We start from the raw sequence: 14,627 nt of genomic DNA, 5'->3' as shown, positions 1-14,627 counted from the left end.
ATTTATGAATATTATTATTGTTTTTATAAGTTTTAAAAGGTAATTTATATTCTTTTTCAAGTTATTTCCATTTATATTATGAATGTCCTTCGCAAATTATTTCAACTCATTTTTAGATAAAGTTTTTTGAGTGCACATTTACAGAATTTATAAAATTTATCGTAACAATCCAAAAAAAGGAAGCCACTAAGTGACTTCCTTCTAGAATGATGACTGATTAGTCTTCACCTTTGTTTTTCTTAATGATTTCTTCTTGTACTGACTTAGGTACATCTTCGTAGTGGTCAAATACCATCATGAATGTACCACGTCCTTGAGATGCAGAACGAAGAACTGTTGCGTAACCGAACATTTCAGCAAGTGGAACGTAAGCACGAACGATTTGGCTGTTACCGTGTGCTTCCATACCATCTACACGTCCACGACGAGCAGTTACGTGACCCATAACATCACCAAGGTTTTCTTCTGGAACAGTGATTGTTACAAGCATCATTGGCTCAAGGATAGCTGGTTGTGCTGATTTAGCAGCTTCTTTAAGAGCAAGTGAAGCCGCGATCTTGAAGGCAGTTTCAGATGAGTCGACATCGTGGTATGAACCATCGTAAAGCTTAGCTTTAACGTCAACCATTGGGTAACCTGCAAGAACACCGTTAGCCATAGATTCTACCAAACCTTTTTCAACCGCTGGGATAAATTCACGAGGAACCACACCACCGACGATTGCGTTTTCGAATTCGAATCCTTTACCTTCTTCGTTTGGAGTAAATTCAATCCATACATCACCGAATTGACCTTTACCACCAGATTGACGTTTGAAGAATCCACGTGCTTGAGTAGAAGCTCGGAATGTTTCACGGTAAGATACTTGAGGAGCACCTACGTTCGCTTCAACTTTGAACTCACGACGCATACGGTCAACAAGGACGTCAAGGTGAAGCTCACCCATACCAGAGATAACTGTTTCACCAGTTTCAACGTTTGTTTCAACGCGGAATGTTGGATCTTCTTCAGCCAATTTTTGAAGGGCGATACCCATCTTGTCTTGGTCAGCTTTAGATTTTGGCTCAACCATCAATTGGATAACTGGTTCTGGAACGTTGATTGACTCAAGGATGATTTTAGCTTTTTCATCTGTCAATGAGTCACCAGTTGTAGTATCTTTCAAACCAACGGCAGCAGCGATATCACCTGAGTAAACAGTGTCAATTTCTTGACGGCTGTTAGCGTGCATTTGAAGGATACGTCCGATACGTTCACGTTTACCTTTAGAAGTGTTCAATACATAAGAACCTGATTGAAGAACACCTGAGTAAACACGGAAGAATGTCAAACGACCTACGAATGGGTCAGTCATGATCTTGAAGGCAAGAGCTGCAAATGGCTCTTCGTCAGATGCTGGACGAGTTTCTTCTTCATCTGTATCTGGGTTAACACCTTTGATTGCTGGGATGTCAAGTGGGCTTGGAAGGTAGTCAATAACCGCATCAAGCATCAATTGAACACCTTTGTTCTTGAAGGCAGAACCACACAATACTGGGAAGAATTCAACGTTGATAGTCGCTTTACGGATACCAGCTTTCAATTCTTCGTTAGTGATTTCTTCACCTTCGAGGTATTTCATCATCAATTCTTCGTCAGTTTCAGCAACTGCTTCGATCAATTTTTCACGGTATTCTTGAGCTTGGTCAAGGTATTCAGCTGGGATGTCTTCTTCAAGGATATCTGTACCAAGGTCGTTAGTATAGATTTCAGCTTTCATCTTGATCAAGTCGATGATACCACGGAAGTCATCTTCAGAACCGATTGGCAATTGGATTGGGTGTGCATTTGCTTGAAGACGATCGTGAAGTGTGCTTACAGAGTAAAGGAAGTCAGCACCGATTTTGTCCATTTTATTGGCAAATACGATACGTGGAACTCCGTACTCAGTTGCTTGACGCCAAACTGTTTCAGTTTGAGGCTCAACACCTGATTGTGAGTCAAGAACAGTAACCGCACCATCCAATACACGAAGAGAACGTTGTACTTCGATTGTGAAGTCCACGTGTCCTGGTGTGTCGATGATGTTTACGCGGTGGTTGTTCCATTGAGCTGTTGTCGCAGCAGATGTGATAGTGATACCACGCTCTTGCTCTTGCTCCATCCAGTCCATTTGTGACGCACCTTCGTGAGTTTCACCGATTTTGTGGATTTTACCAGTGTAGTAAAGAATACGCTCAGTAGTTGTTGTTTTACCAGCATCGACGTGAGCCATGATACCGATATTACGAGTTTTTTCAAGTGAAAATTCGCGTGCCATGAGGTTTGTTTCTCCTATTTATTTTTGATTTCTATTCTATTATAACACGATTTTAATAAAAACGGATAGGCAGGACCTACCCGTTCTCAATGTTTTCATGCTATTGTTGGTTTCAACTTGTAGATTTACAAGTTGAATTGAACTCGGGCTAAAGTTAGTTAGCCGATTTGAGCTGGAACGGGATGCTGTGTGAAAAAGATAAACTTCCTTGTATTCATCGAATACTGCGTCAGTTTCCTATTTTCACCTTGCATCCTTACCGTTCCTAGCATCATGATTTAGTTGAGCTCAAGCTAAAAGTCTGGAGAAAAAGATGAATCTCATTGGTTGCACTCGCAACCTGCTTTGATTCCCTATTTTCTCTGGGACTTTCTTAACGCTTTCGCATCCTATCTTACCAACGGAAGTGTGCGAATGCACGGTTAGCTTCAGCCATACGGTGAGTGTCTTCACGTTTCTTAACAGCTGCACCAGTGTTGTTAGCAGCATCCAAGATTTCTTTTGCAAGACGGTCTTGCATTGTGTGTTCACCACGAAGACGAGCGATTGTTACCAACCAACGAAGTCCAAGTGTTGTACGACGTTCTGGACGAACTTCAACTGGGACTTGGTAGTTAGAACCACCAACACGACGTGCACGTACTTCAAGTACAGGCATGATGTTTTCCATAGCTGTTTCAAATACTTCAAGTGCATCGTTACCAGTAGCTTCTTTGATTTGCTCAAAGGCACCGTAAACGATTGAAGCAGCTGTACCACGTTTACCGTCAAGCATAACGCGGTTGATAAGACGAGTAACTAGTTGTGAATTGTAAAGCGGATCTGGCAATACGTCACGTTTTGGAGCTCTGTTTTTACGACTCATTTCTCTTTATCCCCTTTCCTTATGCTTTTGGACGTTTAGTACCGTATTTAGAACGGCCTTGTTTACGATCGTTAACACCTGCAGTATCAAGTGCACCACGGACGATATGGTAACGTACCCCTGGAAGGTCTTTTACACGTCCACCACGAAGAAGAACCACGCTGTGTTCTTGCAAGTTGTGTCCGATACCTGGGATGTAGGCAGTAACTTCGATAAGGTTGCTCAAACGTACACGAGCGAATTTACGAAGGGCTGAGTTAGGTTTTTTAGGTGTCATTGTTCCAACACGAGTTGCAACACCACGTTTTTGTGGTGAAGAAACGTTTGTTTGAACTTTTTTATGACTGTTGTAACCAACGTTCAAAGCTGGTGATTTAGATTTTTCTACTTTTGATTTACGCGGTTTGCGAACCAATTGGTTAATTGTAGGCATCTACATTCTCCTGTGTTTTTTTATTTTTGGTGATGATACACTTGGTGACAGCCATCATCTGTGTGTACTTTTGCAACATTTGTCAGCACGTCCCTGTACACTCTTGAGAGACCAAAAGTAAAAAGTACCGTCTATTATTGTAACAAAATTTTCCATTGGTTGTCAAGATATTTTTCTTTTTTATTGTTAATTTTAGCTCTTTTGTAGTGCTCCCCAAAAAAAGAAAAAGGAGGAATTCCACCCTCCTAAAGTTAGTATTGTTCCAGTCAATCCCATCAATTTTAGCACATAATGGTTTTCGAGATATGATAGTATCACAACCAACCAGATTCTTTCGCGATATTAGCTGCCTCTGTTCGATTGCCTGCATGTAATTTAGAAAGAATATTGGTGACATAGTTTCGGACTGTTCCGTTGGATAGATAAAGTTTGTCTGCGATTTCCTGGTTAGAGAAGCCCTGAGCAATTCCCTTTAAAACTGCGATTTCTTGTTCTGTCAACGGATTGGGATGTGTCATCACCACTTCCATCAACTCTGGAGAATACTCCTTGCGTCCCTCTAGCACCGTATGCAGGGTTTGCATGAGCTCGGCGATGCTCCGCTCCTTCAAGACATAAGCATCGACTCCTGCTTTAACCGCTCGTTCAAAATAGCCTGGGCGTTTAAAGGTCGTAACGATAACAACCTTGGTTTCAGGCACTTCTTGTTTGATCCACTCGAGCGCTTCTAGTCCCGTCTTTACTGGCATTTCGACGTCAAGGATGGCAATGTCTACTGCTTCTTTCTCCAATGCCTCGATAGCTTCAGCTCCATTTTTCGCCTGCAAGACGATCTCCACATCCTGTTGAAGCATGAGCAACTGGCACATGGCATCTCGCAACATACTTTGATCTTCTGCAACAAGTAGTTTCATCTTAATTTCTCTCCTTATAAGGTAGTCGAACCTGAACTTCTGTCGGTTGTTTCCAACTAATTACCTTTACTTCTCCCGAAAATGGAAGAACACGATCTCGAACTGTATGGAGGTCATCCCCCTTTATAGAAGTAAAGCCACAGCCATCATCTCTCACTGTTAGAATGAGTTCTTTCTCTGTCCGTTCTAATTTCAAGTAGACTTTAGACGCTTTAGCATGTTTGATGATATTGGTCACTAATTCAAGCAAAATCATGGAAGCCGTTGACTCCAATTCCTGAGTTAAGCTAGCTGTATCTAGTTGATTAGCTATTTCCACCTCAATCCCAGCAATTTCCAGCATCTTCTTTACAGTCTCAAGTTCTGAAGCTAGGGTCCGTGATTTCAGATTTTCCACGATGGTTCGCACTTCATTCATGGAATCCTTACTGATCTGGTGAATTTCTTTTAATTCCTTTTCCACCTGTGGATAAGCCTCCATCTGAAATAACTGCAAGGCTAAATCTGTCTTGACACTCAACATAGCAAAGGTATGTCCCAAGCTATCATGCAAATCTTGACCGATACGACTGCGTTCATTTTCAGCAAGCAATAGATTTATCTGGGCATTTTGCTTAGCCTGAGCTTCTTTCAAATCCTCCACAATACGAATCCGAACCAAGCCAAAAGTCATTAAATCGACAAAAGCAAGAATTACAAGTAGATAAAATAGAAACTCAACTTCGCTTCTCTGAAAAATCAACAGTTGGCCCACAACTAGGACTTGAGCAAGGAGAAATGTCCAGACATGTAAAGACTTTAAACTACGTACGCCAAAATGATAAATTAAGAGATTGGAAAGGAAAAAGAAAAACCAGATATAATTCACAGCAACAAAGGCTGTATTCCCAGCTACATAGACCAGCATGATCCCCCAGAAAAGCCAAGATAGGCGCTGGTTCTTAGTTATTAAAACACCCAAATACGTCACTACAAATAGAATATCAACCAATAAATGCCAAGCAGAAAGCTCCCCAATCACTACAGGTAGGATGGGAAAAAGCATAAAAATCAAACTGGCCCAAAACATATAGTGTATGCTTTTCAGTCTTTCAAGCATTAAGCATTCTCCTTATGACCTTGAAGGTAAATAGTCAAACCAAATAAAACTGCTGAAAAAACAAGTAGATAAACTGTGGCTGATAAATTGATGTCACCCTCATTTAAGAAGGTCTTGATTAATTCCATCAACTGATAGCTTGGTAGACGCTTCCCGATTGCTTGCATCCAGTCTGGAAATAAAGAGACGGGAATCCAGAGTCCGCCTAAAACAGCCAATCCTAGATAAAGAAGATTGCCCACGATAGACATCAGCTGACTAGTTGGTAAGAGAGTCAAGGTCAAGCCAAGCGCTACAAAAGCAATACTTCCCAAAATCAGCAAAATCGCAGCCCCAACCCAGCTTCCTAGAGGCATCTCTACACCTCTTACAAAATGCCCAACTGAGAAAACCACCAAGATTGAAACCAGATAATCAACCATCATACTTGTTATCTTTGATAGATAATATTCTACCATATTTACTGGAGTATGGCGTAATGTTTTCTGCCAGTTGTTCATCTTGTCGGTATGTAAAACAACTGGGAATGAGAAGATAGCTGTTGACATCATGGAAAAGGCAGTCATGGAGATAAGATAATCACGCATAAAATTCGCGGGCCCACCTGGTGTGTCCTGGTACATGCCAGAAAAGAATAGATAGAAGGCTGTCGGCATACCTACTGATAATAAATAATAGACTAATTGTCGTTTGGTCAATAGAAATTCTATCTTGTTTAGTGCGATCCCTCGTTTCATCTTAGTTATCTCCCTTCTGCGTTTCTTCAAAGATTGTATCCAACAAACTACGATTATTAACTTCGATTTCTTGTATTCTACATCCTGCTTGCACTAACAGTTGCCAAAAAGCATCCGCTTCACGTGTGACTACTTGTAAGGCATCTTGTTTTTGTACCCAGTTTTCAACCAAGTTTGACGGCTCAACGACTTCCTTGTAAGCCAAAGGAAGAATAAAATGCTTTTCAATCTCCTCACTACGCATGGCTAGAGGCGTCGTGTCACGAATCAACTCTCCCTTATTCAAGACCAAGATTCGGTCCGCTGTATGCTCTACCTCTTCGATATAATGGGAGGAATAGAGAATGGTAACTCCCTTAGCTTTTAGTTCCTGAACAATTTCCCAAAAGCGTTGACGGGTTGAAGTATCCATGGCCGCAGTCGGCTCATCTAAAAAGACTAGCTTTGGTCGCCCAATTAAGGTCAAGACAAAAGAGAAAAGACGCTTTTGTCCACCTGACAATTTTTCTGCAAATTGCTCTTTCTGTTGCTGGTAAAATTGCAATAGTTGATCGATTTCCTGGTTACTCAAGGGATTTGGATAGATACGTTGAAAGAAAGCAATCAACTCTTTGACCTTTAATTTCTGAACGATGACATTTTCTTGAGGCAGGTAGGATCTTGTGTAGTCTAACTGAGAACTCGTCACTGGCAAGCCTTGGATGGATACTTGCCCACTGGTGAGCAATTTATCTCCAAGCAAACAGTCCAAGAGTGTCGTCTTACCAGCTCCATTTGGCCCAATCAAGGCAATGCATTCACCTTCAGCTACCTCAAAGGAAATATCCTTCAAAATAGCCTTGCCCTTGATGATTTTATTTAAGCTTTCTACCTTAATCATGTTCATGATATTCTCCTTTCAGCCACTCCTTTCCCATCGGAAAGGCGATAAAAATCATAAATCCTAATCCCCAGGCACCACGGATGAATTGGTGAAGGAAGGCTTGATCAAACCAACCTGTAAACATTTCTACCAACCATACCACTAGTGATAGTCCAATAAAAAGATAGAGAAACGCTTTTTTCATTTTTCAAACTCCTTTTTCACATCCGAGACCAATTTCAAGCCTTCTCGGATCAACCAAGACATCATGCCAAATCCTGCAAATAGTTCCCAAGGAAAATGATAGAAGTCTTCGTCCAATCCTGAGAACATGAGATAAGTCATGACTCCTGCTGCTACTAAACTCATTGCGACAATTACTTTATGTTTCATTTTTTCTTCCTCCATTTGATACATCTAGTATAATTCTTTGAAGGTATAGTCACTAGAAGCTTCTGTCATGAGGAAATATGACAAATGTCATAAAAAAAGAAAGTTGTAAAATCAACTTTCTTTTTAATCTATTAAATTTTTATTCCACACTAAATAGGTATGGGTAAACTGGTTGTTGGCCTTGGTGAATCTCTACTTCAACATCTTCGAATTCTTCTGCGATTTCTTGGGCAATTTCATTGGCAAGTTCTTCGCTTCCGTCTTCACCAACATAGAAGGTGACGATTTCACTATCTTCATCCAACATATGTTTCAATGTTTCAGTCAAGGTTTGGTGCATGTCAGGGTTTGACACGAGAATTTTCCCATCAACCATACCAAGATTATCGTTTTCATGGATTTCTAAACCATCGATTGTTGTATCACGCACAGCTGTTGTGACGCTTCCGCTAACGACATCGCTAAGAGCAGCAGTCATACGCTCTTGGTTTTCTTCGATGGACTTGCTTGGATCAAAGGCAAGAAGACTTGTCAAACCTTGTGGCAAAGTACGAGCTTCCACCACTACTGCTGGTTGTTCCAAAACTTCTGCTGCAGATTGAGCTGCCATGAAAATATTTTTGTTGTTTGGCAGGAAGATAATGTTACGGGCATTGACCTGTTCAACAGCCTTGATAAAGTCTTCTGTTGAAGGGTTCATAGTTTGACCGCCTTCGATAACATAATCAACACCTTGAGAACGGAAGATATCTGCTAGACCTTTACCAGCCACTACAGCAATCAAAGCATACTCTTTTTCTTCAGCAGGCTTGCTAACTTGGGCAGCTTCTTTCTCAACCTGCGCTTCGTGTTGGTTACGCATATTGTCAACTTTTACCTTGACCAAGCTACCATATTTGAGACCTTCTTGCATAACAAGTCCTGGATCTTCTGTATGGACATGGACTTTGACAATTTCATCATCATTGACAACAAGGAGAGAATCTCCAAGTTCATTCAAGTAGTTACGAAATTCATTGTAATCAAAATCTTTAGCATAGGTTGGACCTTGCTTAAGAGCTACCATGATTTCAGTACAGTAACCAAAGGTAATGTCCTCAGTCGCTACGTGACCAGCTACAGACTTGTGGTGCTCTGCATTGATCATTTCACTCATGTTGGCCGGAGTCGCTACAAAGTCCTCAGATGCAATATATTCGCCAGTAAGGGCTGAAAGGAAACCTTCGTAGATGAAGACCAATCCTTGACCACCTGAGTCCACAACGCCAACTTCTTTCAATACTGGAAGCATATCTGGCGTTTTAGCTAGGGCTGTTTTAGCACCTTCTAAAGCTGCGCGCATGACTTCAACAGCATCATCTGTTTGCTCAGCCTTTTTCTTGGCACCGATAGCTGCCCCACGAGAAACTGTCAAAATCGTTCCTTCAACTGGTTTCATCACTGCTTTATAGGCAACTTCTACACCTGATTGGAAGGCAAGGGCCAAGTCTTGACCTGTTAACTCGTCTTTATCCTTGATAGCTTGTGAAAATCCACGGAAAAGCTGAGACGTAATAACGCCTGAGTTTCCACGCGCACCCATCAAAAGACCTTTGGCAAGAATGCTCGCTACCTCGCCAACTGTAGAAGCTGGCTTGTCTGCAACTTCTTTAGCACCATTTTCAATGGTCATTCCCATATTTGTCCCAGTATCTCCATCTGGAACTGGAAAGACGTTTAATGAATTGACATATTCAGCTTGCTTATTCAAGCGAGTTGATGCAGCCTGCACCATTTCTTGAAATAAGCTAGTAGTAATTTTTGACACGGTTATTCTCCTACAACTTTGATATTTTGAATGTAGACATTTACAGTCTGAGCAGTAATTCCAAGCTGGTTTTCCAAGCTAAAACGAACACGCTCTTGAATGTTTTTTGACACTTCGCTAATCTTTGTTCCGTAGCTCAACACGGTATATACATCAACTGCAATACTGCCATCTTCGGCCGCTTTTACGACGACACCTTTAGAATAATTTTCCTTACCTAGAAGGGCTTGGAAATTATCTTTGAGGGCTTTTTTACTAGCCATACCGACCACACCAAAAATCTCAGTTGTTGCACCGCCTACGACAGTTGCAATCACTTCATCTGTTAGTTCGATTTGACCATCTTTTGTATTAATTTTTACAGTCATCCTTTTTACCTCAACTAGTTGATACTCTATTTTATCATATTTCAGCCCAAGTGTAAAAGCAGAATACTGTATCGGCGGATATTTACTCTATTTTTCAAATGATTTTATATCTACAGTAAAAGAAAAAAGACCCTAAGGTCTCCTTACTTTTATTATTAAACGCGTTCAACTTTACCTGATTTCAAAGCACGAGCTGAAGCCCAAACTTTTTTAGGTTTACCATCGATAAGAACAGTAACTTTTTGAAGGTTTGGTTTTACGGCACGTTTTGTTTGGTTCATCGCGTGTGAACGGTTGTTTCCTGATACAGTCTTACGACCTGTAAAGTAACATACTTTAGCCATTGTGTTTTCCTCCTATTAGATCTAATATAGCGGATGTGCTAGCACCACATACCGTACTATGTTATCACACTTTCTTCATTTTTGCAAGGGAATTGAAAGATTTGTTTGTGTCTAAATTTTTGGGAATAATCAAATATCCTTATAACTCAATAAGAAAGCGAGATTTTTCAGACAAAAAAACTGGAAAAAGTTCCTCACTTTACCCCAGCCCTTGACTATATTGCACTATTTATGCTACAATATTGTTTGACTGATTAAGCAAAGTGTGTGTTTGTCTTAATCGGTGGTGTAGAAGTTGCTGCTTCTACACCTTTTTCGTTTTTATTTACTCTATTATTGTAACACACATTAGGCAAAAAAGCAACTATTTTGTATAAAAACATGACAAAAACACCTCTAAAAAAATCTTTTTTTAGAGGCTTTTGTCTGCCTTTTTGTATTATTTATGCCCTCTTTTTCTGATAACAGCTTTGTGCGGCCTATGGTTAATACGAAATCCTGCACCTAGTCCCGTATCCCTAAATTCTTCATACTCTTGTCTCCAAGATCCAAAAAATAGATTGTATAGCTGATCAATTCGTTCAAGGAGTATCATTCTGGACATAGTACAAGCCCCTTCGATGGACCAATACATCCCTCGATGTTTCATACGGTAAGTAACCTTTCGGTGCTGACTCTCCATTACTCCGATACCACGTGAGGATAACCCTCTAAGTTTAGGTGGTCTAGTGTCACAGAAATTTCTTAATAATTTCTTACGAAAATTGTAAAAATTATCAAGAGCTTCTTGACTTTCTGTGAGAGATTCAACTGTATCTAGTACGGTCTGAAGCAGGTTCTTCTGATGATTTTTGATGGCCCTAAAAGCAAGATCAAGTAGTGTAGATGGGTACGGCTTCAGGAATCTTTTAAGTTCTTCATTGACATGATAAGCATCCCAGAAATGCTCATGACGTTTAATCCGTAGGACCTTCTTAATTTCTTGAAATATTCTGCGAGAATATCCTTTACCATTGTCCGAGTTAGTGATAAGAAGAGTTCGATCAGTGATTTCAAAATGATTGCAGAGATAGTCTATCAATTCTTCCTTTGCTTGTTCATGGCTTGTATGGATAATCTCATGTTTATTCTCTAGTACATACCGATTATTACCAACCTTCTTCGCTCCAGTATGAATCAGGAAATGGGCTAAGTCTGTATTGTGTCGTTCATCATTGCTTGATGTTGTCTTGACGAGCACACCATCTCCCTCCAGGTAGATTTTATCTACCTGTATTTTTTTCGGTTGCTCATCACCTCTAAACAGCCGATAACGTTCCCTCTCTGAAAAGAGTCTACCTGCCATTTTTACAGACTTCAACACAGCATCCTTTGTTATCTCTAGGCGATAAGCCATCTTAACTGTTCGACAAACTTCACGGTAGGATAAAACGGAAGCGTGTTTTGCCATGTGAAAAATCAACTCAGGAGAATAACGCATATACTTTTCTAAGCCTAGCCACTCATCAACAGGATAACAAGTTTTCTTTCCCTTTCGCCAGCGATTCCTAGAAAAGGTCATCTCTCCAAATGTAAAAACAACTGTCCTCTCTGTACTATCTATCCGTTTATATCCCCTCCGTCTCATGGTGGGAGCTATCTGCTCGTCATAATCTCTTACTCGCTTCAGGAATTGCTGCTTACGTTTGCGATCTAGTTCTGCGACAAATTCTTTTTCATCAAATCTAAACATACTCTCTATTGTACTGAAATCATGACTAGATTGAAAATATCAGAAACTTTTACAAGGTTTTTTCATCTTCAAAACGTCGGTCAACTTTCTCTTCACGACTACGCACGTGCTCCTTAACATCTCTATAATCTGTGTAATGTTTTAATGTATCATCAAAGAACTCTTGTAAGGCTCCTTTTTCAATTTGGAATTGTTTGATCAGTTGACTGACATCTTCCAGTCCCATATCTTTTGGAACTCCTAAATCATCCAATAGTTGTACCGCTACAAGACTATTTTCTGGAGATTTCTGGATGGCTAAAAGTGCTCCTTCAATTTTATGATAACGTCCAAGTCGCTCATCTAGTTGTCTTAATTCCTCCAGGGTAATCTCAATCTTTTCATTAAAACGATTTTCCAAATGTTGAAATTGTGCTCCATCTGTCACGCCGTGCTCGACTAAGAAATTATATTCCTTAATCAGCTCACGTATAGAGGAAATTTGAGCATTTTTAGTTACGACTGTCTCACCATTTTGTTTGGCCAATTGTCTTGCGACAGTCAAACCCATCATGTACCGATTTTTTTGTGATTGATCAGGATTGAGAAAATAAAAATAGTCTTTCTCTTTGATATAGATGGTATAATTTCCATCCTCATTTTTATCAACTTTATGAGAAGGTATTAAAATTGTACCACTATTTAAAGCTCCCATATCCATCTGCACGTAAATGCCTTGCTTGCTTTCTTGCTCGACCTGCCAGGATTCCACTTCCAATTTCAATTCAAAATCATTTGCCGTTTTTTCTTTTGATTCTTGGTATTGTTCTTTCAATTCCTCCACATCAAAAACTAACTGATTCTTAGAAATTCTCTCTTTTATTTTTTCAAGAGAATAGAGTCCTTTCTTCGATAATGTATCATCTCGGACATTTCTTTGTTGGGGCTGATCGAGCAATTTATACTTCACAAATTTTCCAGAGAAATCAATCTGAAGATTAAGCGCAGCTGACTTTTGTTTGAAATCTTCTAACGACAAAGAGTGCTTCAGAAGAAAATCCAGACGCTCCTTAATTTCAAACCGATAATTATTTTGTCTCCGCCAAGCAGAATACTTTGTATAAGAATTTTTCATAGTAGGCTCAATAATTTTAGCGCCGTATCGTGCCGCATGTTTGTCCGAAATGCCTCTCAAATTTTTCAAGGTTTTCTTTTCCCAACGAAATTTCTTGAGCGTTGAGGTATTGGTGGTATTAAGTATGATATGGTTATGAAGATGATCTTTATCCGTGTGGGTTGCGATCACAAACTCATAATTTCCACCTGTCAATTCTAACATCGTTTGACGGCCAATTTCATGAACCTGCTCAGGAGTCAAGTTATCATCTGGAGAAAAAGACTGGATAATGTGATGGGCCAATACTTGTTTTCCTGAAGATAATTCTTTCAAGTCATCATCTCCTTTTTTAAAGGCTGCAGCCAATTTTGTCATAACCATTTCCTCATCTGCTACGCTAAAATCAGAGATCCCATTGCCAGATACTAGCTTCATTTGAAGTTCACCATTATGATAGACAAGAGGAAAATCAAGATCACTTTCTGCGGTTTCTGACACAAGTGTTTTCGCTTCATTCAGAATATAGCGTACAGCTATTTTTAAATTGGAAGGAGTTTTAATTTGTTTGGGTGCTTTGATTACTACCATTCGTCATACGTCCTTATAGTTTTTACTTTTCGCTCCTGTAAACTTTTCTTCTCTGCGCTAGAAAGTTTGGCAGCTACCATCTCTTTCAACTCAGATAGATAGTCAATAACTTGTGCTACTTCCTCTGTCGTAACCCCTTGATTTTCGTTAGCATGCTTGGCAATTTGGTTGATGTTCGTGCCCACTCGATTGATAGCAACTCGAAGGTCTTTCAATTCAGAAAAATCAATTTGAACCACCTTCCCTTGTACCAGTTGATTCTTCGCATAGTATTGAAAAGATGGAACTCCCATTTGGGCCATCGCCGTTTTAATTTGACGATCTTCCTCTGGTGTTAGTCGTATCAATTTTTGTATATAGCGTTTTCTATTTTCTCGTTTCTGCATTATTTTTTTTATCCTCTTTCTCTCAAAGGCTCTGGCATTTTCTGACCAGGCATCATCCCCTGACTTCCTTGTGGCAAGCGTAGCAAATGGATATCCATTTGCGAAATTTAAAAAAAATCAGAGAAGGAGAACCCTGCAGTTTTCCTTCTTGATTTTCTCAGTTTTGGGGAAATCCCCAAGCCCCTTTCTTATATCTTTTGGAGTACAACTTCTAACAATTTATCGTAACCAACTGAAGATGTTTTTGAAAATAGATGATTGCTTATCACTATTTTCTACACTTTTTTCTTTCTGACCTTGCAACTTTTCAGCTAGGACAGAAAGTTGTTGAGTAGTTAGAGGCTGGAAAATAGACTGCCCAATTTGTATTTCTGTCAGTAAGATTTTTTCAGTGAGTACAGCTTGAAATTCTTCATCTGTAATCATCTTGAGTAGCTCAATATTTTCTTCTTCCCACTCCAAAAGAGCAGGATCTCCTTCAGGTAGTTGAGACTGTTCTTCCTCTAGTTGCTCCAGAACTTTTTGGCGAGTCAAGTCTTTAGCGTTTGGCAATACTCCTTGAACTCTGTCTCCATCCATGATTGGAATAAAGTCTGAAAGGATGATAATCAGTTGTTCTTCTTGTTCATTAGTCATGAGTGTTGTCCTCCTTGATGATGATTTGTTTTTAATTTGACCTTGGGTTTATTTGGGGTGTCCCGTTC

Annotated in this window: 16 protein-coding genes; all 16 read right to left on the bottom strand. The window is 39.9% G+C overall.

The window, feature by feature from the left end; genetic code table 11:
• Nucleotides 1-217: 217 nt before the first annotated feature.
• Nucleotides 218-2,299, bottom strand: a complete 2,082-nt coding sequence (gene fusA, locus D7D53_RS00465; RefSeq protein WP_000090350.1) for an elongation factor G — start codon at nt 2,297-2,299, stop codon at nt 218-220.
• Nucleotides 2,300-2,693: 394 nt separating this feature from the next.
• A complete protein-coding gene (gene rpsG / locus D7D53_RS00460) occupies nt 2,694-3,164 on the bottom strand; it encodes a 30S ribosomal protein S7 (protein ID WP_000087873.1) in 471 nt (156 codons plus the stop codon).
• Nucleotides 3,165-3,183: 19 nt separating this feature from the next.
• Nucleotides 3,184-3,597, bottom strand: coding sequence for a 30S ribosomal protein S12 (rpsL, locus tag D7D53_RS00455; RefSeq protein ID WP_001142332.1), 414 nt, complete (start codon nt 3,595-3,597; stop codon nt 3,184-3,186).
• A 314-nt stretch (nt 3,598-3,911) separates the two neighbouring features.
• Entirely contained in the window at nt 3,912-4,511 is a 600-nt protein-coding gene (locus tag D7D53_RS00445; RefSeq protein WP_120769776.1) for a response regulator transcription factor, read from the bottom strand.
• A gap of 1 nt (nt 4,512) precedes the next feature.
• Complete coding sequence (locus D7D53_RS00440; protein WP_120769775.1) at nt 4,513-5,610, bottom strand: sensor histidine kinase; 1,098 nt, start codon at nt 5,608-5,610, stop codon at nt 4,513-4,515.
• Entirely contained in the window at nt 5,610-6,347 is a 738-nt protein-coding gene (locus D7D53_RS00435; RefSeq protein WP_120769774.1) for an ABC transporter permease, read from the bottom strand. The genes D7D53_RS00440 and D7D53_RS00435 overlap by 1 nt, the downstream gene beginning before the upstream one ends.
• A 1-nt stretch (nt 6,348) precedes the next feature.
• A complete protein-coding gene (locus D7D53_RS00430; protein ID WP_120769773.1) occupies nt 6,349-7,233 on the bottom strand; it encodes an ABC transporter ATP-binding protein in 885 nt (294 codons plus the stop codon).
• Nucleotides 7,220-7,414: a hypothetical protein gene (locus D7D53_RS00425; protein ID WP_000708869.1), complete on the bottom strand. Its 195-nt coding sequence runs from the start codon at nt 7,412-7,414 to the stop codon at nt 7,220-7,222. Before D7D53_RS00425 ends, D7D53_RS00430 begins: the two co-directional genes overlap by 14 nt.
• A complete protein-coding gene (locus tag D7D53_RS00420) occupies nt 7,411-7,617 on the bottom strand; it encodes a hypothetical protein (protein WP_025170907.1) in 207 nt (68 codons plus the stop codon). Before D7D53_RS00420 ends, D7D53_RS00425 begins: the two co-directional genes overlap by 4 nt.
• Before the next feature lie 124 nt (nt 7,618-7,741).
• Nucleotides 7,742-9,409 (bottom strand): DAK2 domain-containing protein, encoded by a 1,668-nt coding sequence (locus tag D7D53_RS00415; RefSeq protein ID WP_120769772.1) that lies wholly within the window; start codon nt 9,407-9,409, stop codon nt 7,742-7,744.
• Nucleotides 9,410-9,411: 2 nt separating this feature from the next.
• A complete protein-coding gene (locus D7D53_RS00410) occupies nt 9,412-9,777 on the bottom strand; it encodes an Asp23/Gls24 family envelope stress response protein (protein ID WP_120769771.1) in 366 nt (121 codons plus the stop codon).
• A 155-nt stretch (nt 9,778-9,932) separates the two neighbouring features.
• The gene (rpmB, locus tag D7D53_RS00405; protein WP_001140948.1) at nt 9,933-10,121 is read right to left on the bottom strand and encodes a 50S ribosomal protein L28; all 189 of its coding nucleotides are present in this window, start codon (nt 10,119-10,121) and stop codon (nt 9,933-9,935) included.
• 439 nt (nt 10,122-10,560) lie between these two features.
• Nucleotides 10,561-11,853 (bottom strand): ISLre2 family transposase, encoded by a 1,293-nt coding sequence (locus tag D7D53_RS00395; protein ID WP_033681042.1) that lies wholly within the window; start codon nt 11,851-11,853, stop codon nt 10,561-10,563.
• Between the two features lie 49 nt (nt 11,854-11,902).
• A complete protein-coding gene (locus D7D53_RS00390) occupies nt 11,903-13,537 on the bottom strand; it encodes a relaxase/mobilization nuclease domain-containing protein (RefSeq protein WP_033681041.1) in 1,635 nt (544 codons plus the stop codon).
• A complete protein-coding gene (locus tag D7D53_RS00385) occupies nt 13,531-13,923 on the bottom strand; it encodes a plasmid mobilization protein (protein ID WP_174705266.1) in 393 nt (130 codons plus the stop codon). Before D7D53_RS00385 ends, D7D53_RS00390 begins: the two co-directional genes overlap by 7 nt.
• A 219-nt stretch (nt 13,924-14,142) precedes the next feature.
• Nucleotides 14,143-14,559, bottom strand: coding sequence for a hypothetical protein (locus D7D53_RS00380; RefSeq protein WP_033681039.1), 417 nt, complete (start codon nt 14,557-14,559; stop codon nt 14,143-14,145).
• Nucleotides 14,560-14,627 lie beyond the last annotated feature (68 nt).

The sequence above is a fragment of the Streptococcus gwangjuense genome (assembly GCF_003627155.1).
GTDB classification, from domain to species: domain Bacteria; phylum Bacillota; class Bacilli; order Lactobacillales; family Streptococcaceae; genus Streptococcus; species Streptococcus gwangjuensis.
The sequence above is the reverse complement of the archived record's forward strand: the minus strand, read 5'-3'. Positions and strand labels throughout refer to the sequence as shown.

Excerpts from the sequence above, each read along its gene's own strand:
- fusA (WP_000090350.1), bottom strand. The coding sequence starts at position 2,299 with ATGGCACGCGAATTTTCACTTGAAAAAACTCGTAATATCGGTATCATG.
- rpsG (WP_000087873.1), bottom strand. The coding sequence starts at position 3,164 with ATGAGTCGTAAAAACAGAGCTCCAAAACGTGACGTATTGCCAGATCCG.
- rpsL (WP_001142332.1), bottom strand. The coding sequence starts at position 3,597 with ATGCCTACAATTAACCAATTGGTTCGCAAACCGCGTAAATCAAAAGTA.
- D7D53_RS00445 (WP_120769776.1), bottom strand. The coding sequence starts at position 4,511 with ATGAAACTACTTGTTGCAGAAGATCAAAGTATGTTGCGAGATGCCATG.
- D7D53_RS00440 (WP_120769775.1), bottom strand. The coding sequence starts at position 5,610 with ATGCTTGAAAGACTGAAAAGCATACACTATATGTTTTGGGCCAGTTTG.
- D7D53_RS00435 (WP_120769774.1), bottom strand. The coding sequence starts at position 6,347 with ATGAAACGAGGGATCGCACTAAACAAGATAGAATTTCTATTGACCAAA.
- D7D53_RS00430 (WP_120769773.1), bottom strand. The coding sequence starts at position 7,233 with ATGAACATGATTAAGGTAGAAAGCTTAAATAAAATCATCAAGGGCAAG.
- D7D53_RS00425 (WP_000708869.1), bottom strand. The coding sequence starts at position 7,414 with ATGAAAAAAGCGTTTCTCTATCTTTTTATTGGACTATCACTAGTGGTA.
- D7D53_RS00420 (WP_025170907.1), bottom strand. The coding sequence starts at position 7,617 with ATGGAGGAAGAAAAAATGAAACATAAAGTAATTGTCGCAATGAGTTTA.
- D7D53_RS00410 (WP_120769771.1), bottom strand. The coding sequence starts at position 9,777 with ATGACTGTAAAAATTAATACAAAAGATGGTCAAATCGAACTAACAGAT.
- rpmB (WP_001140948.1), bottom strand. The coding sequence starts at position 10,121 with ATGGCTAAAGTATGTTACTTTACAGGTCGTAAGACTGTATCAGGAAAC.
- D7D53_RS00395 (WP_033681042.1), bottom strand. The coding sequence starts at position 11,853 with ATGTTTAGATTTGATGAAAAAGAATTTGTCGCAGAACTAGATCGCAAA.
- D7D53_RS00390 (WP_033681041.1), bottom strand. The coding sequence starts at position 13,537 with ATGGTAGTAATCAAAGCACCCAAACAAATTAAAACTCCTTCCAATTTA.
- D7D53_RS00385 (WP_174705266.1), bottom strand. The coding sequence starts at position 13,923 with ATGCAGAAACGAGAAAATAGAAAACGCTATATACAAAAATTGATACGA.
- D7D53_RS00380 (WP_033681039.1), bottom strand. The coding sequence starts at position 14,559 with ATGACTAATGAACAAGAAGAACAACTGATTATCATCCTTTCAGACTTT.